23 protein-coding genes are annotated in these 23,536 nt (G+C 46.2%); 6 read left to right on the plus strand and 17 right to left on the minus strand.

Going from position 1 to position 23,536, the window contains the following annotated elements; genetic code table 11:
* Positions 1–20 precede the first annotated feature (20 nt).
* The 15 genes from IEY13_RS02670 to IEY13_RS02740 all read right to left on the minus strand — a co-directional run bounded on the left by IEY13_RS02670 (position 21) and on the right by IEY13_RS02740 (position 14,737).
* Positions 21–221 carry a hypothetical protein gene (locus tag IEY13_RS02670; protein WP_188950413.1) on the minus strand — a complete coding sequence of 67 codons (201 nt, stop codon included), beginning with the start codon at positions 219–221 and terminating at the stop codon, positions 21–23.
* Between the two features lie 8 nt (positions 222–229).
* On the minus strand, positions 230–433 hold the full coding sequence (locus IEY13_RS02675; RefSeq protein ID WP_188950414.1) for a hypothetical protein: 204 nt from the start codon (positions 431–433) through the stop codon (positions 230–232).
* 3 nt (positions 434–436) lie between these two features.
* Positions 437–1,327: a hypothetical protein gene (locus IEY13_RS02680; protein ID WP_188950415.1), complete on the minus strand. Its 891-nt coding sequence runs from the start codon at positions 1,325–1,327 to the stop codon at positions 437–439.
* Positions 1,328–1,337: 10 nt separating this feature from the next.
* Positions 1,338–2,663: a radical SAM/SPASM domain-containing protein gene (locus IEY13_RS02685; RefSeq protein ID WP_188950416.1), complete on the minus strand. Its 1,326-nt coding sequence runs from the start codon at positions 2,661–2,663 to the stop codon at positions 1,338–1,340.
* Between the two features lie 35 nt (positions 2,664–2,698).
* Positions 2,699–3,241, minus strand: a complete 543-nt coding sequence (locus tag IEY13_RS02690) for a flavoprotein (RefSeq protein WP_188950417.1) — start codon at positions 3,239–3,241, stop codon at positions 2,699–2,701.
* 22 nt (positions 3,242–3,263) lie between these two features.
* A complete protein-coding gene (locus IEY13_RS02695) occupies positions 3,264–4,355 on the minus strand; it encodes a SagB/ThcOx family dehydrogenase (RefSeq protein WP_188950418.1) in 1,092 nt (363 codons plus the stop codon).
* Positions 4,356–4,514: 159 nt separating this feature from the next.
* A complete protein-coding gene (locus IEY13_RS02700) occupies positions 4,515–4,715 on the minus strand; it encodes a hypothetical protein (protein WP_188950419.1) in 201 nt (66 codons plus the stop codon).
* A gap of 76 nt (positions 4,716–4,791) precedes the next feature.
* Positions 4,792–7,170, minus strand: coding sequence for an outer membrane beta-barrel protein (locus IEY13_RS02705; RefSeq protein WP_188950420.1), 2,379 nt, complete (start codon positions 7,168–7,170; stop codon positions 4,792–4,794).
* 245 nt (positions 7,171–7,415) lie between these two features.
* The gene (locus IEY13_RS02710; protein WP_188950421.1) at positions 7,416–8,084 is read right to left on the minus strand and encodes a YoaK family protein; all 669 of its coding nucleotides are present in this window, start codon (positions 8,082–8,084) and stop codon (positions 7,416–7,418) included.
* 12 nt (positions 8,085–8,096) lie between these two features.
* On the minus strand, positions 8,097–8,531 hold the full coding sequence (locus tag IEY13_RS02715) for a DoxX family protein (RefSeq protein WP_188950422.1): 435 nt from the start codon (positions 8,529–8,531) through the stop codon (positions 8,097–8,099).
* Positions 8,532–8,549: 18 nt separating this feature from the next.
* Positions 8,550–10,433 (minus strand): amidohydrolase, encoded by a 1,884-nt coding sequence (locus IEY13_RS02720; protein WP_188950423.1) that lies wholly within the window; start codon positions 10,431–10,433, stop codon positions 8,550–8,552.
* Between the two features lie 19 nt (positions 10,434–10,452).
* A complete protein-coding gene (locus tag IEY13_RS02725) occupies positions 10,453–11,190 on the minus strand; it encodes a M17 family peptidase N-terminal domain-containing protein (RefSeq protein ID WP_188950424.1) in 738 nt (245 codons plus the stop codon).
* Positions 11,191–11,212: 22 nt separating this feature from the next.
* Positions 11,213–12,604, minus strand: a complete 1,392-nt coding sequence (locus IEY13_RS02730; protein ID WP_188950425.1) for an alginate export family protein — start codon at positions 12,602–12,604, stop codon at positions 11,213–11,215.
* A 20-nt stretch (positions 12,605–12,624) separates the two neighbouring features.
* Positions 12,625–13,257 (minus strand): isochorismatase family protein, encoded by a 633-nt coding sequence (locus IEY13_RS02735; RefSeq protein WP_188950426.1) that lies wholly within the window; start codon positions 13,255–13,257, stop codon positions 12,625–12,627.
* Positions 13,258–13,720: 463 nt separating this feature from the next.
* Positions 13,721–14,737, minus strand: a complete 1,017-nt coding sequence (locus IEY13_RS02740; RefSeq protein ID WP_229687687.1) for a WD40/YVTN/BNR-like repeat-containing protein — start codon at positions 14,735–14,737, stop codon at positions 13,721–13,723.
* Between the two features lie 90 nt (positions 14,738–14,827).
* Between IEY13_RS02740 and IEY13_RS02745 the strand changes: the two genes are divergently transcribed.
* On the plus strand, positions 14,828–15,577 hold the full coding sequence (locus IEY13_RS02745; protein WP_188950428.1) for a tRNA threonylcarbamoyladenosine dehydratase: 750 nt from the start codon (positions 14,828–14,830) through the stop codon (positions 15,575–15,577).
* On the opposite strand, the gene IEY13_RS02750 is transcribed toward IEY13_RS02745, so the two are convergent.
* Both IEY13_RS02750 and IEY13_RS02755 read right to left on the minus strand, forming a co-directional pair.
* Entirely contained in the window at positions 15,528–16,052 is a 525-nt protein-coding gene (locus tag IEY13_RS02750; RefSeq protein ID WP_188950429.1) for a YkgJ family cysteine cluster protein, read from the minus strand. The genes IEY13_RS02745 and IEY13_RS02750 overlap by 50 nt on opposite strands.
* 60 nt (positions 16,053–16,112) lie before the next feature.
* Positions 16,113–17,027, minus strand: a complete 915-nt coding sequence (locus IEY13_RS02755; protein ID WP_188950430.1) for a transglutaminase-like domain-containing protein — start codon at positions 17,025–17,027, stop codon at positions 16,113–16,115.
* A 213-nt stretch (positions 17,028–17,240) separates the two neighbouring features.
* Here IEY13_RS02755 and IEY13_RS02760 point away from each other — a divergent pair, with 213 nt between their 5' ends.
* The 5 genes from IEY13_RS02760 to IEY13_RS02780 are packed head-to-tail and all read left to right on the plus strand — an operon-like array spanning position 17,241 to position 23,514.
* A complete protein-coding gene (locus tag IEY13_RS02760; protein ID WP_188950431.1) occupies positions 17,241–19,175 on the plus strand; it encodes a DNA topoisomerase IV subunit B in 1,935 nt (644 codons plus the stop codon).
* Positions 19,176–19,177: 2 nt separating this feature from the next.
* Positions 19,178–19,681 carry a GNAT family N-acetyltransferase gene (locus tag IEY13_RS02765; protein WP_188950432.1) on the plus strand — a complete coding sequence of 168 codons (504 nt, stop codon included), beginning with the start codon at positions 19,178–19,180 and terminating at the stop codon, positions 19,679–19,681.
* On the plus strand, positions 19,681–20,586 hold the full coding sequence (locus IEY13_RS02770; RefSeq protein ID WP_188950433.1) for a DUF1835 domain-containing protein: 906 nt from the start codon (positions 19,681–19,683) through the stop codon (positions 20,584–20,586). Before IEY13_RS02765 ends, IEY13_RS02770 begins: the two co-directional genes overlap by 1 nt.
* A gap of 2 nt (positions 20,587–20,588) precedes the next feature.
* On the plus strand, positions 20,589–20,978 hold the full coding sequence (gene gloA2 / locus IEY13_RS02775; protein ID WP_188950434.1) for an SMU1112c/YaeR family gloxylase I-like metalloprotein: 390 nt from the start codon (positions 20,589–20,591) through the stop codon (positions 20,976–20,978).
* Positions 20,979–20,994: 16 nt separating this feature from the next.
* A complete protein-coding gene (locus tag IEY13_RS02780) occupies positions 20,995–23,514 on the plus strand; it encodes a DNA gyrase/topoisomerase IV subunit A (RefSeq protein ID WP_188950435.1) in 2,520 nt (839 codons plus the stop codon).
* Positions 23,515–23,536: the final 22 nt, after the last annotated feature.

Consider the following 23,536-nt stretch of genomic DNA (forward strand, 5'->3'; position numbering starts at 1 on the left):
CTACCTCTGTGCGGTTTGTTTTATGCACCAGCGGTGGTGGGCCAGTGGGTATCTACCGTGGTGTCGTCTTTACCGCCGGTAACATTGCTGCCATCAATTTCTTCTATATCGTCTTTATCCCCGTCTTTAATAATACCAAACGATTTCAGCTTGTCTACATCCACCATGCTGTCTTTTTTATCCTGAGCAGGTTTTTTTTTATTCTTTTTTTTCTGAGCCATAGCAGTAGTTATTTGTGTTGATGAATATCTGTTAAAAGGTCAGTGGTTTTAAACGAGGCTTCCGCTGTAGCGTCCTGCTCGTAAATAGGTGGTTTGTATTCTTTAAAGCCACCATATAACGTGTCGGCTTCTTCTTTATGCATTTGAAAAGAAGAGCATTCCTCCAGCTCCGGTATTTTCTTCGGCGAAAACAAATTTGTCAGCTTCTTCATTTGTTATTGGTTTATGTTATAAATACTTTCCTGCGCGGTTACACAATGCCGCAGGTAGGCCAGCAATACTTCCTTCAGCTCTTTTACCAGGCTTTCTTCTTTTGCCCACTGCAGATAGCTGTCTGATATGCTGCCATAGTTTTCCATCATTTCCAGCAGCAGATGTATTACTGCATCCATTTGCTGATAACGTATATCAAAAGCGGTTTCAGGATAGCGTATGCGCGATACGGGAACCGTAAACGCTTTAAACCAGTATTGCAGGGCACCTGCATCTTTATCATGCATTTTCAGCAGCCGTATAAACGTTTCTGTTAGTACCTGTATGGTCATGCCGTATTGCGATTCGGCAATTACTTCTTCTTCCCGCATGCCTTTCAAAGGCAGAAAGCTGCCCCATTTGCCCGCATGCGCTGCCATATCGCGTATACACCTTACACTTACCTGCACAGCTTCTTCCATTCTGTTTTGGGTAAAATAGATTCTGCTGAGGTTGTGCAGCTGCTGTATCTCTGAAAAAAACAGGTATTGATAGCCCTGCTGTTGCAACAGCTGATTGGCCGCTATAATCTCCAGCGTAAAATCAAGCGCGCCGGTAAAATCCTTCCGGCTGTACTGGTAGTACGATAACCGTGGTGCGCAGATGGCTATAACCCAGGTGGCTATACCGGCATCCATTTTATCGGCCAGGCTGCAACACTCATTGTACAGCGTTTCCAGATCGGATCTTTTCTTCTCTTTTGCTGCTTTAAAAAAAGCATCGTAGGTGTCTGATATATGGTTGTACTCCGCTTTCTGTGCCGGGGTAAACACGTTATCCAGTATATAATTCATATACACCTGAAACGGGCCTTCTTTGGCGGAGGTGCTTCCTATGGCGTTGGGTTTTTGCATGGTGTTGTTTTTAGGCTTCCTGCGGTGCGGTTGCACGTATGTTGGTCATATTCAGATAACGGTTTAGTACCACGCCCTTTTTACGCTGCTCATCAAAATCGTACATGCAATAGTCATCCTTATGTTCAATAGCTTCCTGCGAGCAGCCACCATTGCATATGGGTAGTATAGAGCAGGAGAGGCAGGGCTTGTTTTTAAACTTACTATCCAGCCTGTCGTAAAACTTCTGGTTCCAGGTAATGGTACCATCTTCGTGCAGTGTACCTTCTTTGGCATCGGATGAGAAGTTGCGGGCGGTGCATTTAAACACTTCACCATTATAGTTAATAGTGGCGTGGTTTTTTTTATCGGCGTAGCAGGAGTTGCGCACGGTATCCGGCAAATCCACATCGCCAAACGTAGTTCTGAAACCTTTGCCTCTGAAAAAGCGATGCAGCTCGCGCACTCTTTCAATCAGCGTATAATCTTTTTCCTGCCATACTTTATGAAAAGATATTTTCAGGTACTGGCGAAACTCATCTTCCAGTGGCAGCAGGTCGTTTACAATCTCTTCCAGATTGTTGAGGTTAGAGCTGGTGTAGTTAATGCGTATAGAAACGCTGAGCCGGTTGCGGCAGAGCGAAAGGATATTGTGCAGAATATCATCGTACGAACCGCGTTTGGCATTTACAAACCTTACGGCATCGTGCGTGTTACGCGTGCCATCCAGCGTAATCTGAAAATTGACAATATTGTAGGTTTGAAACTCCTCAAACATAGATTCGTTGATGAGAAAGCCATTGGTGGTAAAGCCGGTGCTGAAGCGGGCAGTACGGCCTTCAAACAGCTCTTTTACATAGTGCATTACCGGTACAATTACCTGCTCGTAATACAGCAGGGGCTCGCCACCAAACCAGGAGATATGAAAGTCTTTCAGGTTGGGCATGCTGTTTACCACAGCGGCAATATGTTTTTTTACATTGTCCATAACCGGTGCGCCCATTTTAGAACCCTTTTCATGTGCCTCATAACAATACCAGCATTTGAAATTGCAGTTCATGGTAGGGTTAATTACCAGCTGGTACTGCGTATCATCTTCCAGGTCTACCTTTTCGCGCAGTTTTTTTACATAAGCAATCTCATCCAGTGTATTTTCCACTATAAACCCGTTTTTAACAAGCGCCTGGTAAAAGCCGGGGTGGTAGCCTTCCAGCTCTTCAATATTACCGTTGGCTTTGGCGGAGTCTATCAGCTCGCTCAGCAGCGGTTCTACTTTCAGAAAGCGGTTGCTGAGTGCGTTGTACAACAGTACGCCATCGTTATAGTGCACCGAGTTATTAAACTGACTTAGTTTCATAGTTGCTGCGTTTACCGGTTGTAAAATGCTGCCGCTTAAGCGGGCAGAAATTGTTTTAACAGATACAGTACACTTTTCAGCGAGGCCATAGCACCATATACCTCCTGCGCGCCTTCTACTTTTATACCGCGTTCCGGCTCCAGTACATGGTAGCCGTATTCCTTAAGCCGGCCTATGTTTGCCTGAACGCTGGGTTTAAACCACATATGCTCGTTCATAGAAGGCACAAACAACACGGGTGAAGAAGAAGCCAGGATGGCGGTAGATATCAGATCATCACTGATGCCGTTGGCTGCCTTGGCTATAATGTTGCCCGAGGCGGGCATAATGGCTATCAGATCTGTTTGCTGCGATAACTTTACATGCGGCACCAGTGTACCGGGTATGGCCTCATATGTATCGGTAAATACCTCGTTGCCCGAATAAATTCTCAACGCGTAAGGGGTAACAAAGCGGGTAGCATTTTTAGATACCATAACGGTTACATTGCAGTTAAGCTCTCTACGCAGGTGCATAATAAATGCAGGCATAGAAGAAGCAGAAACAGCGCCGGTAACACCCAGTACAAGATTTTTCATATCATCAGATTCAGTGTATTAGCTAAGCCTTCAATTCGGGTGCATCTTCATGCGCATATCCCAGCGCAATGGCGTATACACAGGATTGGGTTATTTTTTTCTCTTTAATCAGCTCTTCAAACCGCGGGTGAATAACCGCTGCGGTAGGGGAGCCGTAGAAGCCATATTCATTAGCGGCCAGCAGCATGTTCTGCGCTATATGCCCGGCTTCCAGCATAATGGCTTTGTAACCTACCGGGTGCGAATACTTCCACATGGTGCGCTCAAAATTGGCTACCAGAAATACAACCACGGCTGCATCGTTAATCCACAACTGATCGCTCAGTATAGAAGCGGCGGTATGTGGTATTTCGCTGTTTACCAGGCCCAGTGAATGTTCCAAAGCGGAATAGTGATAAACACCGGCTGGCAGGTTGCGTACATTGCTGCACAGCACATACGCTTCAAAAGGGTTGCGTGCCCCACCGGAAGGGGTGGTTTTAATGGGCATCTGGCCCACAGGAGGAGAATCTCTGAACTTTAATATGCCTAAACCGGCATACAGGCAATTCACCAGTTCTTCCTGTAACACCGCCTGTTCTGCTTTAAAGCGGCGGATGGTTCTGCGCCGGCCGATGGTTTTAAACAAACCTTCTGCTGTAGAAGGCGGTGCGTATTCATATACCGTATCGTAATGGTTGCGGTTGAGTGTGTATAATGCAGGGCCGCGTTGTTCCTGATACTTCTGTTCAATCTGCTGATAAAACTGTTTCATCTGATCTGAATGAACAGGAAAGAACTGTGTATTCTTCAACGCAAAATGGAAGGCTGCCGTTTTAGGGCCCCATTCCCACTTGTTTTTATAATCAGCATCTTCTTCTTCTTCCTTAGTATGTTCGGCCATAATAATGCCGCACAGTACCAGGCGCGACAGTCTTTCATATACTGCGTCTGCATTGGGTAGTTCTGTAAAATGATTTAACAGATAAGCCTCATCCACCCAGGTATCCATACCTTTAATCAGGTTCAGTTCTTCAAACGAAACCACAATGGTTTTATTCTGCAGAAAGTTCTGCACGTAAATGTCTCCGTTATGGAAGCCGAAAAAAAGGGACTGGGCTCTTCTGAACTTCATATACAAATGATTTTAAAAATTGGTTAGCAACGGCCATCAATAATATTACAGGTGTTAGTAGTGGCAGCGTGGTCATGTATAAACAGTGTTTTGGGAAAGGAAGGATTTATCAATGCTGATAAATCCTTTCCTTTATATCCGCAGAATGTTTTTTACATTCTAGCAGGCGATCAGGTTGATATCCAGTACAGGAGCCAGTTCTTCACCAGATACTTCTGAATAACCGCCGCTTAATTGCTTTAATTCTTCTTCAGATAACAGAGAAGGATTTTCTTTTAATACGCTGATAAGGTTAGTCAGTCTGGTTTTTGCGCTTTCCAGATCCTGGATAGTCTTCTGATTGTTTGCTTGTGTTGACATTTTTGTTAAGTTTAAAAAGTGTTAGCCTACTCTTTTAACTGGTTTTCGGCATTTCCCATTTGTTGCAACAAGTATTTTATTTCAGTCTGTTCTGTTCGTCCAGACTGCTGCTTTCTATTTTGCGGGCTTTGAACGACTTGCCCAGATCGAAATTGTAAATGGCGCTGAGGTTAAACGTGCGTGACTGTCTTTTCTGCTCCATTCTGCCCACTTTGGTATTGCTGAAGTATACATTGCCATTGAGCTGGTAACCGTAGCCTATATCGCTGACAGTAGATTTGAGTATCAGCTTGTTTTTCATCAGCTTCTTTTGTATGCCTGCATCTACTATCAGGAACGGATCGAACAGGAAGTTGCCCATAATCAGGTTGGAGTAATAAGTGGCATTTACCGTAAAACTGAAACCTTTAGGCAACGAAAACACCTGAACTGCCTGCATGGTAAAAATGGTTTTGGCAATTTCCACATCCTGCATGGATACGCTTTCTCTGCGCACGATAATGTTGTTATTCCAGGTCCACCATTTGGTAAGGGCAAAAGGCGTATATAAACTGATGCCTGCATTGGAGCGCTTACCAAAGTTGCGGCGGGTGTATATGGTTATCAGCGGATCGGTATCTGATTGCAGGGCGTATTGTGCAATCAAATCTTTCTGCCGGTCGTAACTTGCCGATAAGGTGTATTTGTTTTTAAACGTATACCCCATTTCAAAAGAATGTATAAATGAAGGGTTGAGATAAGGGTTACCCATGCCTATAGTATAGTTATCTGCATAGCTCTGATAAGGGTTTAGATCGCTGTAGGATGGGCGGGAAACTCTTTTGCCATAATAGAAGCTGAGTGACTGCCCTTTACCTACTCCGCGTTTCATAAACACCGTAGGAAACAGGTTGAAATATTTTCTTTCGTTCAGTTTACCTTCCGATACCAGGTCTCCATGCGTATGGGTGTGTTCTGCTCTCAGGCCCAGTTGCACTGTGGTTTTCAGAATTCTGGCACTGTAGCTTGCGTAACCCGCCACAATCCGTTCCTGATAATCGTATATATAATTCAGTTCGTTTCTGTTATCCCATTTACTGTTGCTGAAGCTTTCAAACGTACCACTATTGTATATGTTGGTATGTGTAAGCTTGGCGCCCAGGGTTAGTGCAGAGGTGGCGTTGAGTACCTTAATATATTTGCCATCTGCAGTAAACACTTTAGCCGTACTGGGCGTGGCATTGCGGAACAGGGTATCTTTCAGAAACTGGTTTTTATCATCGTAAAAGTTACTTTGTGCAGAACTAAAAGTTTTTGTTTCGTTCTGCGTATAATCAGACAGTATGGTAAGGCCCGAACCCGCTGTATCTGTATTGAGGTGATAGTTTACACCCACATTGTGATACCTGCGTGTATTGGAAACCGGATAGCTGCCCTGTACGTACCGGTTAGTAGCAGTTTGCGGCTGTGTTACGGCGATATTGGAATTGTAAGAGAAACCGCCATCCCGGAAAGAACCTGTATAATCCAGCGCTATGTATTGTTTGCGGCTGATATCGTATGCGCCACCTACATGCACCCGGTTTGAGGTATAGCTATTAACTCTTTTGGCGGTTGACTGGTAGTGAACGTTATCGCCCACCGGTCTGGAAAACCAGGTATCATCAAAATCTTTGGTTTGCTCATGTGAGTAGCTGGCAAAGAGCGATAAATCCCTGTCTTTAAAGTTCAGCTGCAACCCTTCGCTGGTGCCTGCATAGCGACCTTGTGTATAGCCTGCATTGGCGCTGCCATTCAGGCCGGCACTTTTTTGTTTTTTCAGTACTATGTTAATATACCCGCCACTGCCTTCTGCATCAAATTCTGCCGGTGGGTGCGCAATAATTTCAATAGACTGTATGTTTTCTGCCCGCAGGCTGCTCAGGTAATTGGTAAGGTCATCGCCACTTATCTGCAGCCGCTTTCCATCTACCATTACCCTTGTACCGGGGTTGCCGTTAATAGATATTTTGCCATTGTTTACAAACACGCCGGGCGCCAGCTGAAACAATTCCAGCGAAGATTTGCCGGCAGATAATGCGTTGTTGGCTACATCCATGCTAATACGGTCTGTTTTGCGTATAATCATGGGCTTTCTGGTAGAAACGGTAACGCCTTCCAGCTGCTTTTCGCTTTTCTTCAGATGTACCGGCTCTATGGTAAGCGAACTGGTAACCTGTTTGTATACCTGATAGGCCTGGTAAGAAGCATGGCTGATTTGTATACCGTAATAACCGGTGCTATCTATGCTAACTTTAAAGCTGCCATCTTCCGCTGATATTTTTTCAGATACCACCGCTGTATTTTTTAGAATACGAACCGCTGCAAATGCCACAGGTTGTGCGTTTTCGTCTACCACTTTTCCCTCTATGGTCAATTGCGCTATGCCTGGTACAGACAGTAGTAAAGCGATGAGAAGATGAGCAGTTGTTTTCATGTTTTTCAGGTTTTTGTTAGTTACCCTTGCTTGCTGATTCAAATTTTGCAAACATTACTGCGATTAAAAAATCACTTCGCTGACTATAGCTGGCTGTTCGATGAAGAGGGGGATTGTTTCGACAGAGCCTGTTTTTGGAGTGCCGGAAAGAAAAGAGCGTTGGGGAAGGCAAACAGGTGGGAAAGCAAAAGCCCTGAGCTGATTATCAATCAGTTCAGGGCCTGCATTATCTTTTTAGTGATGGTTTATGCTTTCTTTACGCTGTAAAAATAGCAGATCATAATAGCTACGCCTGGCAGCATTAAAGCGGGTAAACGGTACTGATGCGCCAGAAATGCACCCGCAATACAGCCCCCCAGAAAACCGCATACGGTAACCAGTTGCTTTTTCAAACTGGCCAAAGCTTCTTCCCGGCGGTCTTTATGAAACAAGCCACCCAGATCCAGCGATAGCTGGGTTACGTTTCCCGTCATCATAGTAGTAGGGCCGTAGGTTTCTTTGGGAAACAGTTTGCCATAGGCGTTCTGTAATCCTATAGCAAATACCACTACCAATGCAATGGTATATACAGGCCAGGAAGCAGTAAGCATATCATTACGTGCAAACCATCCGGCGGCCAGTCCGCTTACCAGCAACAATATGCCTTCCAGCAGTAGCAGCTTGTAGCGGTGTGTTACATTACGTGCCAGCCAGCCGCCAAACATAACTGCCAGAATAAATACCGGAAAGGTGAGTAGTTTAATGTAGGCATTTACATCGCTGCCTTTAATAAGCTCGTAAGCAAATACAATAAAGTTACCGGTAACGTGTGCAGAGAAAATGGCTTTGGCCGATATAAAAGTTACTGTATCGCAGTAGCCTGCTACAACGGTAAGCATGAGTGTGGTAAACCATATACTTTTAGGTTGCTCCATATACGTTTGTTATTAGTGAAAGAAAACCTGTAGCAGGTAATGATCTATTGAATAAGTACCTGCACCCAGCGCCAGTAACAACAGGTAGCAAAGTGTGTACATATACGGCACATCTCTTACTTCGGGCGAATCTTTGCGGTGTACTACAAAGTAGCCAACGGCCGTAACGCCTATAACAGGCAGCACTACCAACCGTGTGCCGATGCCTGCTATTACCAGAAAAGGCGCTACCGTGTCTGACAGGGTAGCCATCATGCCATTCAGCTTTTCGGGTAAATGCAGGGGATTGGGTACATGTTCTTTTTCCCCGTTTTCCAGCCTGAACTTTTTTAGTCCGTGCACACGAAACAATTCTATCGACAATAAGATACGGAAGATCAGCAGGGCAGCGTTGTTAAAGCTGCTGCCCATATCTGAATACAAAAGTTGCTGAATAATATTCATCATGTGTGTAATTACTATCAGTTAAAAAGCAAAGCACGAACAGCCTAATGCGCCCCAGAAACTGGTATAGTTGTTTACCGGTACGTTGCTATGGCGTGCAGCGGCGTGATTGTGCCCATGTACATCGCAACTGCCGGAACAGCAATGGATATGTGCGGTAACATGGGCTTCGCTGCCTGCATTGGCGTGTATGGCAGCACGGTTGCTGCGATCAGCATAATAACCGCCAAATCTGTTAACGGGCGACCAGTCTGGCAATACAGGTATAGATGCTGGTGAGTGGTTGGAAAAATCTTCTTTGGCATATACAATTTTACCAGCCACAATAGTCAGCAGCGCTTCTATCTGCTTAACCTCTTCATCGTTTACGGTAAAGTAGTCACGATCCAGCACAGCAAGGTCTGCCAGCATACCGGTTTTAATATCACCTTTCTTATGCTGCTCGTTAGAAAACCACGCACTGCCACGGGTATACAGTTCCAGCGCGGTTTCGCGGCTTAAGCGGGTAGCTTCATTGTATAACTGCAGGCCACCTACGGTTTTACCGGCAGTAAGCCAGTACATACTTACCCAGGGGTTGTAGCTGCTTACGCGGGTAGCATCTGAGCCACCGCCCACAGGTACACCATTTTCCAGCATACGTTTTACGGGTGGGGTTTGCAGCGCTGCTGCGGCACCATACCTATCCGTAAAATATTCGCCCTGGTAAGCCATGCGGCTTTGAATGGCTATGCCACCACCCAGTGCTTTTACGCGGTCTATATTGCGCTCATCAATGGTTTCTGCGTGGTCAAATATCCAGGGCAGCCCGTTGAACGGAATATCGCGGTTTACCCTTTCAAACACATCCAGGAAGCGGGTGATGCTTTCGTTGTACGTAGCATGCAGGCGGAAGGGCCAGCGGTGCTCTACCAGCAGGCGTACCACACGCTCCAGATCGGCTTCCATGTTTTCAGGAAGGTCTGGGCGGGGTTGCAGAAAGTCTTCAAAATCTGCGGCAGAAAACACCAGCATTTCACCGGCGCCGTTGTGGCGGTACATATCATCGCCCTGATATACTTTTACCGATTTGGTCCAGTTATCAAAGTCTTCATACTCCTGTTTGGGATGTTGTGTAAACAGGTTGTAGGCTATGCGTACGGTAAGTTGTTCTTTATCGTGCAGTTCGTTGATAATCTGGTAATCATCCGGATAGTTCTGAAAGCCGCCACCTGCATCAATTACACTGGTAATGCCAAAGCGGTTCAGTTCGGTCATAAAGTGGCGGGTGGAGTTCAGCTGATGATCGTACGATAGCTTAGGGCCCTTTGCCAGTGTGGCATACAGTATCATGGCGTTTGGGCTGGCAATCAACAAACCGGTAGGTTCGCCATTGGCATCTTTCTGAATAACACCACCGGGAGGGGCAGGGGTATCTCTGGTGTAGCCCACCGCTCTCAGTGCAGCACGGTTCATCAAAGCACGGTCGTACAGGTGTAATATAAACACCGGTGTTTCGGGGGCAACGGCATTGATCTCTTCCAGGGTAGGCATTCTTCTTTCGGCAAACTGAAACTCAGACCAGCCACCTACTACGCGCACCCACTGCGGGCTGGGTGTACAATCTACCTGGTCTTTCAGCATACGCATAGCATCGGCCAGTGAAGGCACGCCATCCCAGCGCAGTTCCAGATTGTAGTTAAGGCCACCTCTGATGAGGTGGATATGAGAATCGTTAATGCCGGGTACTACGGTTTTCTTCTTCAGATCAACCAGTTTGGTGCTTTCACCTGCCAGTGGCATTACGGTGCTGTCGCTACCTACGGCTATAAACTTACCGTCTTTAATGGCTACGGCAGTTACTGCTTCCTGCGTGGGGTGCAGGGTGTGTATTTTACCGTTGTATAAAACAATATCTGCTGTCATAGATGGTGGTTTATAAAGCTTAGTTGAATGATTGAATGGCTTGCTGAATACCCTGGCCCGCTACGGTAAAGAAGGAGGGGCCAGCCAGCAGGGTAACTTTGGCTACTGGTTTTTTAACGGCCATTTTTTTAGTACTCAGGTAAGTTTGTGTGCGGTAAGCATCTACCATACCTTTTACTACGTTGCCTGCCACTTCAGCAGTGGGAGAGTCTATACCTGCATCTTTAATATCAGAAGCAAAAGCAAAGCTGGGCGCGTTTAAGCGTAAGGCTTCACGCATAGCCACAGCGCCAATACCGGTCATCAAATCAGCAGTAAAAGCATTTCTGTGGCCCAGACCAATCAGTAATAATCTTTTGGAAGAGAGGTGGCCGGCAGAAGGTTCTATTAACAGGGTTTCATACGCGTGCCCTTTAAACTGACCGCTTTTTCTGATATCGGTAATAATGCCCAGCAGGGCATCATCCAGATGTACCATGCCGTTTAACTGAGCGGGTAACGCCGGTGGGTTAAATATGTCGCCTTCGGTGTATTCAAACACGCAGGCTATCTGTAAAGGCGCGCGCGAAGTAGAGGGGCCTTGTACCAGCCCTTCAAAAGCAATACCATCTACCTTGCCCCATACTTTGGAGGTATTGATAGCGGTCATCTTTTGGGTGGTATCTGCGGTAGTAGTCTGCGCCAGTGTGGCGGTGTGTAAACCAAAGGCCAGTATAAGACCTGCTAAAATGCTGCTGCTGTGTTTAAAGCTATTCATGGAATCTTGTTTTAGTGTGTGGTTAGAATTTAACGGCCAGCCGTGTGTTAATAAATACCCCGTTTTTAGCATTGGGTATCACATCATATACAAAGCTGCCTACCTTAAAATATTGCAAACCCGTGTTAAGGGTAATAAACTTATTTACGTTGTATACAAAGCTGGTAAGCCATGCAGTGCCTATATATCGTTTGGTAGAAGATGCACCTGTCATATTCAGCGTGCCACTGGGGCGGTAAATACCATCTTGTAGTGAGTAGCGCCAGTTAAACACTATATCGCCCTGCCATAGCAGTCTGGGCAGCAGTGTCAGCGATACATAAGGATGAATATCTACCAGGTTAACGGGACCAATCTGCGGGTTAAACCCGAAGTAACCACCTTTGGGATACAGGGGATTAAAAGTTTGCAGTTTGCCATCACCGGCTTTTCTATCACCCGATATATAATCGTTTCTGATATTAATGCTGGGCCTGAATTTTACGTTCTCAAACAGATAACCCAGATCTACAGAACCCGTCCATGCACTGATGTTACCACCACTAAAGCTGCCGAACTGGTAAGCTGCTTCCAGATTGTATATAAACCCGCCGCCATATTTCCATAAACGGGTGCCCAGTGTATGTCTGATTTCTTTGCCCACGCCTTCTTCAAACATCGTAGCATCTCTGCGTATACCCAGGTAGTAGAAATCCAGATTGCCGTGGCGGGGAATAATCCATTTACCGTACGTACCCCATAGGTTGGCCTGGCGGTTGGTTTTGTTATCAAAAGCTCCGTTGTTGGTGGTATCGGCTGCCATTACAAAACCATCTACCGATAAACGGGGGGTATTGTACATAACTCTGGCTCCGGTAAAATACAAACGGGCATTGGGGCCTTCGCGTACCGAAATGAGCCGTCCGGAACCATAATCTATTTCCTGCCGTCCAATGCGGAAAGTGAGCGACTGACTGCTTTTGCGCCAGGCTACCACATCTGCAAACAGGTTTTGTACGTTCAACTTGTCTTCATCAATAGGCCGGGGACCATTTTTGCGTCCGCCCTGAATGGCGCTGCGCAGTTGGCCGAACAGCCTTACACGGCTGCCCAGGTGCACATCGGCATGCAGATCGTACCGCTGCAACAGAAAGTTGTTATGGCCTATATTCATTCTGCCCCAGTCTTCATTATTAAAGTTGACCATTTCCCAGCGTGCTTCGCCGCCCAGGCTCAGGTAACTGCTTTTAGCAGCATTTAATGGAATGTATTTAATGCTGTTGTAAAAGCCCCGTGGAGAATCTTTCAGCGGTGCATAGTTTTCATCGTACCGCATAAGCTTGAAAGACTGGCCGCCGGCGCTTACTGCTGCGGTGGCAGCAGTAAGCAACAGGCAAAGCCTTATAAAAAGTAACCTGATTTGTGTTGATAACATATCCGGAAAAGTGTTTTAGGTTAGTGTTTCAGCATGGTATGCGCATACTGAATACCTATACCATAGGCGCCGCCGTACTTCTTCATCAGATCGGTAACGGCTACGTACGTTTCCTGGCGTGCCCAATCTCTCTGTAACTCCAGTATGTACTGAACAGCAGTAATAGGTACGGCACCAGCCTGAATCATGCGCTGTACAGCACGCTCGTGTGCTTCTACGCTTACATCACCACAGGCATCGGTAATAACATATACTTCATAGCCTTCGTCAATAGCAGATAAAGCAGGGCCTACAATACATACGCTGGTCCACAGACCCGCCAGAACAATCTTCTTTTTTTGAAAAGCCACAATAGCTTCGTAAGCGGGTTTGTCTTCCCATGTGTTCATGCTGGTTCTGTCTAAATAGCCAGAGGTTGCTTTAGGGTAAACCGCTTCCAGCTCAGGAAACACAGGGCCTGAAAAGCTTTCTTCGGCCACGGTGGTTACCAGGGTGGCTACGTTGAATATTTTAGAGGCGCCGGCAATAATAGCGGTGTTGGTGCGCAGCTCTGTATTGGAAAGGTTGGTGGTGGCTAAGCCCATCTGGCTTTCGAAGTCAATTAATACTAAAGCGTGGTTAGAAGGCGTCAATAACTTGTTAGATGGTTTCATACTATTAATAATTAAAGTTTGTTTTTGAAAGGGCATGGCGCTGCCTGTACGCCTGTTGGCGCAGTAATGCATAGCATGCCGGTTATACGTTTGGATAAGCCGAAGCCGTGTAACGGTTGCAAAGCGGTTGTATTCCGGCGGCAGGTACCTATGGGCCGGAAACGTGGCTGCTATGTAAGCGTTGGAAGCTTCAGGGTTTTGATCGTGTTCAGGATGTAAAACTAGTGCGAAGGGGAAGGGGAGGCAATGGCGAAATGTTTGGAAAGATTGTCAATATTACACAGAGGAGTGGGGGGAGGCTTTCGTGTTTATGCGGTAAAATGCAGTAGTGACGGACGTTTCAGGCATAAAAAAAGGGCGTTCTGATCGAAACAGAACCCCCTATTTAACCCTGCTGCATAAAAAACTGAACGTAAGATAGTTTCTTTTGCCGAAGGTTTAATCATCTTTTACTTTTTTTTAATTAATTTTTTATATCCAATAATTTCCCTATTTGTCCTTTACTGCCCGCTAAATACACACTGTTCCCCCTTTGGGACTTCTGAATAACGTGGAAACTTTGATTACTGATGGGGAACCAGTGCAGACCGTCATCATCTGTAATGTCCACTCCGTTAAGTCCAGAGGTAAGGGCTTTGCCTTTATCTACGTAAATAACGCAACTGCGGTATCCTGCGGGTGGAGTGCCGGGTTTGTGCCAGTTTTTGCCGCTGTTGGTGCTGATTGCACAATTACCGGTGGTATCGTTAGGACGGGTAAAATCGCCACCCACTACCAGCCAGCTATCTTTCCATACGGCAATAGAATTGGCGCCGGTGGTTTCTTTACCCTGTATCATGGGCAGTGTATTAACTGTTACGCCTGCTTTACTGCCAGGTACAGGAATAAGGTGTAACCGGGAAACCATGCCACCCGTTACCAGCGCCAGAAACGGTAAACGCCTTTGCACTTTTACCAATTGCATATTGGTACCGCTGGAGGCAAAACAGGCTTCGCCTTCTTCCGCCTCCGGCATATAGGGCTTCATTTTAAACCAGCTGCGTCCGGCGTCTTCAGTATGGGCAATAAACAGGCGGCCGTTAACAGGATCGCCCACTACTGCACCTGAAGTGCCTTCAAAATGCATGGCATCCAGAAACATGCCCGGCGTATTATCGGTAAAAACAATCTGCCAGTGTGCGCCGCCGTCGGTGGTGCGTAGTATCTGTGCGGGTTCGGCTATGGCCATTATTACAGCCGTATCTGCATTAAAAGCGTGTATACTGCGAAAGTCTCTTTTTTCAAACCCGGCTACCTGCATCCAGTTAAAATGGGCGCCACCATCGGTAGAGCGGGCTACATAACCATTGTTGCCGCTTACCCAGACTATACTGTCTGAGGGTACGCTAAGGCCACGAAGGCTTACGGAGCGACCGGAGTCTAATATAGAAATAGAATACTTTTGCTGACTTTGAGCGTATTCAAAGGAAGTCAGCAACAAAAAAAGGTAAAGGATTTTTGAAAAGCGCATAATGCACAACACATTTGCGCCAAAATACAACTTGTTTTAACATTTTATAATATATCTACTATGATTCCTTACTGGCTAAGCCGGATGCAACTGTTACTGGGTGATGAACAGGTGGAATGTTTAATGAATAGCCACGTATTGGTGGCAGGACTGGGTGGTGTGGGTGGCATCTGCGCCGAAATGATTGCCCGGGCCGGCGTGGGTAAAATGACCATTGTAGATGGCGATGTGGTAGACCTGAGTAATGGCAACCGCCAGATACCAGCACTGCACAGCACCGCCGGTAAGCTAAAGGCAGAGGTTATGGCAGAGCGCCTGCTGGATATAAACCCGGCGTTACAGCTGGATGTGGTAGCCGCTTACCAGGAAGAACATCAGATGGATGCCCTTATGGCACGCCACGCTTTTAGCCATGCGGTAGATTGTATAGATACGCTGAGCCCCAAAGTGGCTTATATGAAAGCAGCGGTAGACAGGGGCATTCCTATTGTAAGCGCTATGGGAGCAGGTGGTAAAACCGACCCTTCCAAAGCAACCATTGCAGACATCAGCGAATCGCACAGTTGCAAGCTGGCCAAATATGTACGTAAGCGCCTGCACGAGCACCATATACATACCGGCATTACCGTAGTGTACAGCCCGGAAGAAATTGATAGCGAACGTGTTATTGTAACAGAAAAAGCTTTTCCGAAGAAATCGGTAATTGGTACTATCAGTTATATGCCCGCCATTTTTGGCTGTATGGTAGCCAGCGTAGTTATCAGGAATCTGTATCAGCAGGCTGGTATTGCCACTGAAGATGTGCTTTAAGCTGCTCTGTTACATTATATATAATAGGGCAGCGGCCATAATGCATGAAAGTAGAGAAGAGCCTGCCTGTAAAATCGGGCAGGTGTAAACCCGGAAACGTGCGGCACTCTGTAAAACGATGCTCATACACCGTACAGCACCGGTTTTGTAAAAAGTGGCAGGGTATGGTGTTTACTATCATATCGCCCTGCAGGCTGGTTTCAATATACTTTTCTGTAAAATCGGCCACCGGCATGTTCAGATGTGCTGCTACGCGTACGTTTTCTTCCGCCGTAACATTAATCATCAGGCTCTGGCAGCAGTTACCACACTCCGTACAATTTATCTGTGGGGTAATTTCGGCATCCAGGCGATGCACTGCTTCATCCATTTCCGCGCTGTTCTGTGCTTTCAGAAACAGCCTGAACTGATAGTTTTCCGCCTCTTTTTCTGCGCCCTCTTTTTCTATAATATCCAGCTGGTGGGTAAGTTTCACCGGGCGAAGGTAATTGATAGTTGGGAGTTTGAAGTTGGGAGTTGGTAGTTAAGGCGGCGATCACAGATCGATTACCATGCGCACATCATCGTTCAGATAACGGCCACCGGGGTGGCGGGCGCTGTAATCCAGGTTAATCCAGTATTCGTTATTGTGTTCGTGGTAGTAAATGCGATCTATTTGTTCTTTATCAAACAGTTGAATAATAGCCTGTTGCATTAATTCATACCCCTGTTTATCGCCGCAGTACAGTTCGGGGTACATATGTCCTTTAATAATTACCAGACGGCAGCGGGCACCGATACTCATAAGGCAGCTGGCCATAAGAATGGAGTGGTCGTCACAATCGCCACCCATACCGTTAAGGATGGTTTCGCGTGGATTGGCAAAGTATTCATCCCGCTGAGAATCCGGTACGTACTTAAAATGGGTATTGATGTACTGAAAAAGCGACAGATAACGGGTAACCATGCCATATTTAGGCTGGTATTCGTCAAAATTATCCAGGGAATGTTTAACAGAAAAGTTGCGCACCAGCGAATCGGTGGTGTTTACCCGGGCTTTAATTAACTGTGAAGTTTTGTTGAGCGGATTGCCAAACGAGCGGGGATCGATGCTTAATCCATCGGGCTGTTTCTGCTCCCGGATCATCCAGTTTTGATAAGCCAGCGTTTTGTAATCATTCAGAATATTGCCAAAACCATACTTATTATTGATCTGATTGACCGTTAAAATGGTAAAAACCAGTAAAAAAGCGGGAATAATCAACGGTTTTACCAACCAGAGAATGACCCTGACCACGGCTACGGCAATTAATACCGCTGCAATAAGATCAAAGTTCCATTCACCGATCATAACCGGTGGAATATAGCGACAAATGAACGGGGCAAGGGGGATAATGGTTAAAATTCCTGCCAGTTCCGCTATAAAGTTCTTCGTTGTGGTGTATTTATCGCCTTTTGCTATTGCTGCCATAACTTAAACATAATGTCCTCTTCAGCGTATACTGTAAGCAAATATTACGGGTAATGATATTTATTCACAACTGTACAAAAGTCCTGCCGCTTTGCGCTATTTGCATTTAACCCTATATTTGCCCGGCAACACCTCTTGCTAAAAAAGTTAGTGGCTGGTAAGTGCGGTATCCGCAGGGGGCCGGTGTAACAGAAGATTTATAAAAAAGGTAGTATGGCAGAACCTCAAAACAAGCAGCAGGCAGAGTATACGGAAGACAGTATCCGGAGTTTGGACTGGCGGGAGCACATCAGGCTGCGTCCTGGTATGTATATTGGTAAACTGGGCGATGGTGCAGCCCCGGATGATGGCATTTACGTGCTGGTGAAGGAGGTGATGGATAACTGTATTGATGAACACACGATGGGCCACGGTAAGGTAATTGACCTGGCACTGGACGGAAAAACAGTTACGATACGTGACTATGGCCGTGGTATTCCTTTAGGCAAGCTGGTAGATGTGGTGAGCAAGATTAACACCGGCGCCAAATACGACAGTAAAGCCTTTCAGAAAAGTGTGGGTTTGAACGGTGTGGGTACCAAAGCGGTAAACGCATTGAGCAGCTATTTTAAAGTACAGAGCGTACGCGATGGCAAACTGAAAGTAGCGGAGTTTGAAAAAGGCGACCTGATTAAGGAGCATAAAGAGGTAAGCACTGACGAGCCTAACGGTACGCTGGTGAGTTTTGTGGCAGATGACACCATTTTCCGCAATTACCATTATATATATGAATACATTGATAACCAGCTGTGGAACTACTGTTACCTGAATGCGGGTTTGATTATCAACTTCAACAACAAAAAATACGTTAGTAAAAACGGTTTGCTGGACTTGTTGCGCCGTAAAGCCAACGAAGATGAGCTGCGTTACCCTATTATTCACCTGAAAGGGGAGGATATTGAAATAGCGGTTACGCACAACAACGATTACGGGGAGGATATTTTCTCATTCGTAAACGGCCAGTATACTACACAGGGTGGTACGCACCAGCAGGCTTTCCGCGAGGGATTTGTAAAAACCCTGCGTGAGTTTTTTAAGAAAGATTACGATGCGGCCGATATACGCCAGAGTATAGTGGCAGCCGTTTCTGTACGTGTACAGGAGCCGGTGTTTGAGAGCCAGACCAAAACCAAACTGGGTAGCCAGTATGTGTTTGAAGGTGGCCCGAGCATGAAAAACTTTGTGGGTGATTTTCTGTCTAAAGAGCTGGATAACTTCCTCCACAGAAACCCACAGGTGGCTGAGGCGCTGAAAAAGCGGATTGAACAGAGCGAAAAAGAGCGGAAAGAGCTGAGTGGCATACGTAAACTGGCTAACGAACGCGCCAAAAAGGCCAACCTGCACAACAAAAAGCTGCGCGACTGCCGTTTCCACTATAATGATGAGCCTACCGGTAAGGACAAAGAGGCAGTACTGGAAAAGCAAAAAGGCACTACTATATTTATTACCGAAGGTGATAGTGCCAGTGGTTCTATTACCAAGGCACGGCAGGTAGAAAGTCAGGCCGTATTCAGCCTGCGTGGTAAGCCGCTGAACTGTTTTGGGCTTACCAAAAAAGTGGTGTACGAGAATGAAGAGTTTAACCTGTTACAACACGCGCTGAATATTGAAGATGGTTTGGAAGGCCTGCGTTATAACAAAGTGGTAATTGCTACCGATGCCGATGTGGATGGTATGCACATTCGCCTGTTGCTGATGACTTTCTTCCTTCAGTTTTTCCCTGATCTGGTGAAGAAAGGGCACGTGTATATTCTGGAAACCCCGCTGTTTCGCGTACGTAACAAGCAAACCACGCACTACTGTTACGATGAAGCGGAAAAGCAGGTGGCTATTAAAAAGCTGGGCGGCAAGCCGGAGATTACCCGCTTTAAAGGGTTAGGTGAGATTTCGCCGGACGAGTTTGAGCGTTTTATCAGTGCAGATATGCGTCTGCAGCCGGTGATACTGGAGCAGGGCGAGCATATTCAGCAACTGCTGGAATATTACATGGGTAAAAACACCATGGACAGGCAGGAGTTTATTATTAACAACCTGCGTGTAGAACTGGATTTGATTGAAGAAAATTCAGCTGCTGCGGAAGCTACTGCAACTGCGGCTGCCGGTAAATAATTATGAAACCTGTATTCAGATACGCTTTGCGGGAAGAACTGCCCTGGATAGTGGAGGTATACAACTCTATTGTAGCCGGGCGTATGGTAACTGCCGATACCGACCCGGTAACGGTGGAAAGCCGTATTCCCTGGTTTGATGCACACAACCAGAAGCATCCTTTGTGGATGGTGGAAGTGGACGGTGAACCGGTGGGTTGGGTAAGTCTGCAAAAGTTTTACGGTCGCCCTGCCTACGATATTACAGCAGAGATCAGTATTTACCTGCACGAAAGCTGCCGTGGCCGTGGTTTGGGGATGCCGGTATTGCAGCACGCTATTGCGCTGAGTGCGGAACTGGGTATTGAAAACCTGCTGGGGTTTGTGTTTGCGCACAATATACCCAGCATGAAGCTGTTTGAACGTGCCGGATTTGAACACTGGGCCAATATGCCGGGCATTGCGTTGCTGGATGGTGAATACAGATCATTAATTATACTGGGTAAAAAAATAAATTCAATTCTGTAATGATACACGTTGTTTTTCAGCAGGCGGATATAGCTGTATTGGAAAAGGCTATTGAGCTGGACCCTAAAATGACGGGACTGGTAGTGCAGATTCTGGATGACTATGCAACAGGCCCTTTGGGTAAAATATACGAAGCGGAAGGTTTTCAGGAACGAAAAGCCTGGTGGGAAGAGGTGCTGCAGTACACACCGTATGCAGAAGGTTTTACTATGACGGAAGACCGCTGGACGGTGCATCAGCTGACCCGTTTTCTGAAAGGTGGTGCTTTTACTTTTCCCGCTGCGGAAGGGGAGGAGGCTCGTATATACAAAGAGGACGATGAAGAGCCGGCGGTATGGATATGGATGGGCCAGAACCAGCATGATGTATGTGGTTATTACTGGCTGATGAGTCAGCTGAAAGATTATCAGGGCAACGTACAGGTGCTGTATATGAATAACCTGCCTTTTATTAATGAAAAAGGCGGCATTTTTTACCCTACCAATCTGTTTGAAATTCAGCCGAAAGAGTTTTTGAAAGCCAAGCGGCTGGCGCGCCCTATTACCCTGAGTGAGTTTGAGGTAGACCCCGATGAGTGGAAGAAGCTTTGCCAGGAAAGCGCTCCGGTGCGTATACTGGAAGGCGGAAAGAAAATAGTAAGCAAGGAACTGACCTTTTACGATAAAGATATATTTGCGGCCGTTGGTAACGAGGCTGGTAAGCTGAACAAGGTGGTGAGCAACTGCCTGAGCAAAATGAAACTGAAAACCGGCGATACTTTTCTGGTTTGGCGCATACGTAAACTGGCAGAGGAAGGAAAGCTGGATGTACAGGGCGACTGGACAAAAGGCTGGAAAGATATTGTGGTTAAACCTGCAGGTATGGCCACCAGTGAGGCGCAACCGGCAGAAGAAGCAGCATCGTAATTATGAAACTGAAAAGCATACACCACATTGCTATTATAGCCAAAGACTATGCGGAGAGCAAACAGTTTTATACAGAAGTACTGGGCTTTGAAATAATACAGGAAGTATACCGCGAAGCCCGCGACTCGTATAAACTGGATCTGGCCCTGGGTGGCCTGTACCAGATTGAACTGTTCAGCTTTCCCGATTACCGGCCACGGGGTTCTTACCCCGAATCTCTGGGATTACGGCATCTGGCTTTTGCGGTAGACAATGTGGAGGAATGGATTATTTATTTGCGGAGCAAGGGCGTGGAAAGTGTACAGGATGTAAGGGTGGATGAGTTCACCGGCAGGAAATTTACTTTCTTTAACGACCCCAACGGGCAGCCGTTGGAATTATATGAAAACTGACCTGAAATAATATAAGATGGCGAAGGAGAATATCAAGCAGATCGATTTAACGAACGACTCGGGGGTACTGGGGCAGTATAAAAACTGGTTCCTGGATTATGCGTCGTATGTAATTCTGGAACGCGCCGTACCTGCCATGGAAGATGGTTTGAAGCCGGTACAGCGCCGTATCCTGCATGCGATGAAGGAAATGGACGATGGAAGGTTTAACAAGGTGGCCAATATTATTGGTCAGAGTATGCAGTATCACCCGCATGGGGATGCTTCTATTGGTGAGGCGTTGGTAAACATGGGCCAGAAAGACCTGTTAATTGAAACACAGGGTAACTGGGGCGATGTGCGTACCGGTGATGATGCGGCAGCGCCGCGTTATATTGAGGCGCGTTTATCCAAATTTGCGCTGGAGGTAGCGTTTAACCCTAAAACCACCGACTGGCAGGTGAGTTACGACGGCCGTAAGCAGGAACCTGTTACCCTGCCTATGAAGTTTCCGTTGCTGTTAACACAGGGTGCAGACGGTATTGCCGTAGGTTTATCTACTAAAATATTGCCGCACAACTTTTGCGAAGTGTGCGATGCGGCTATCAAATACCTGAAAGGGAAAAAGTTTGACCTGTATCCTGATTTTTTGACTGGTGGTATGATGGATGCTACCAACTACAACGAAGGCAAGCGTGGTGGTAAGGTGCGCGTACGTGCAGTAATTGAGGAAATGGATAAGAAAACACTGGTAATACGCAGTGTGCCTTATGGCGTTACCACTTCTTCGCTGATGGACTCTATTGTAAAAGCCAACGATCAGGGTAAGATTAAGATTAAAAAGGTAACGGACGAAACTGCCAAGGAAGTGGAGATTATGGTGGAGCTGGCGGCAGGTATTTCTCCGGATATTACTATAGATGCGTTATATGCATTCACAGATTGTGAGGTGAGTATATCACCCAACGCCTGTGTAATTGTAGACGACCGTCCGAAGTTTGTAGGGGTTAAAGAGCTGCTGAGTAATTCAGCGGATCATACCAAAGAACTGCTGAAGCGCGAGCTGGAAATTAAACTGGCTGAGCTGGAAGAGAAATGGCACTACACTTCACTGGAAAAGATATTCTTTGAAGAGAAGATTTATAAGGAACTGGAAAAAGGCCACGCTACCTGGGAAAAGGTGATTGAGGGTATTGACAAGGGCTTTGATCCGTTTAAGAAGCAACTGAAACGTGAGGTTACGCGAGAAGATATTCTGAAACTGACCGAGAAGCCGGTACGCCGTATTTACAAGCTGGACATTAACGACCTGATTACCCAGATTAAAGGTATTGAGGCGGAGATTAAGCAGGTAAAACATGACCTGGTGAACCTGGTGGATTTTGCGGTAGCTTACTTTGAAAACCTGCTGAAGAAGTACGGTAAAGACCGTGGCCGTAAAACAGAGATTAAACTGTTTGATACCATTCAGGCCAAGAACGTAGCTATTGCCAATACCAAACTGTACATTAACCGTGCAGAAGGTTTTATAGGCAGCGGCCTGAAGAAAGAAGAACTGCTGTGCGAGTGTAGCAATCTGGATGATGTAATTGTGTTTACCCGCCGCGGTATTATGAAGATTGTACGTGTGGCTGATAAGGTGTTTATTGGCAAAGACATTTTGCACGCTGCTATTTTTCAGAAGAACGATGAGCGTATGACCTATAACATGATTTACGCTGATGGCGAAACCAGTGTTACCTACGCCAAGCGTTTTAATGTTACCGGTATTACCCGCGATAAAGAATACGACCTTACCAAAGGCTCTGATAAATCTAAAGTACTGTACTTTACTGCCAACCCGAATGGGGAAGCAGAAGTGGTAAAAGTGTTGCTGAGCCCAAGTTCTAACGCACGTACCAAGGAGCTGGATTTCCATTTTGAAGAGCTGGAAATTAAGAACCGTAACTCCATGGGTAACCAGGTTACCAAATACCCCGTTCGCTCCGTGAAGCTGAAAGAAGCGGGTAAGAGTACACTGGCAGGCAGAAAAATATGGTTTGACGATCAGTTTGGCCGTCTGAACATGGAAGAGAAAGGTACGTACCTGGGCAGCTTTGACGGGGATGAAAAAGTGATGGTGATATATGACGATGGTAACTACGAAATAGCAGATGCTGAAATGACCCGCCGTTTTGATGCGGAAAAGGTGAAGCTGATTGAGAGATTTAACCCGGACAAAGTGATTACCGCTGTATACCTGGATAACGATAAACTACAGTTTAACGTAAAACGTTTCAAAATTGAAACGACTACTATGAACAACAAGTTTATGTTTATTAAAGAAGGGGATGGCAACCGTGTGGAAGCTGTTACTACCGATGCTAAACCTATATTAATGCTTACTTCGGGCAAAGGCACGCAGCAGCGTACCCAAAAAATGAAGGTGGCCGATTTTGTAGAAGTAATGGGCTGGAAAGCCGCCGGTAATAAACTGGCTGATTACAACAAGAGCGTACACATGGAATGGGAACGTAAGGCGAAAGCAACTGACGAGAACCAGACAGAATTGTTTTAAGTATATTTCTTATAACAGGTCC

The organism is Filimonas zeae (assembly GCF_014641615.1).
GTDB classification, from domain to species: Bacteria; Bacteroidota; Bacteroidia; order Chitinophagales; family Chitinophagaceae; genus Filimonas; species Filimonas zeae.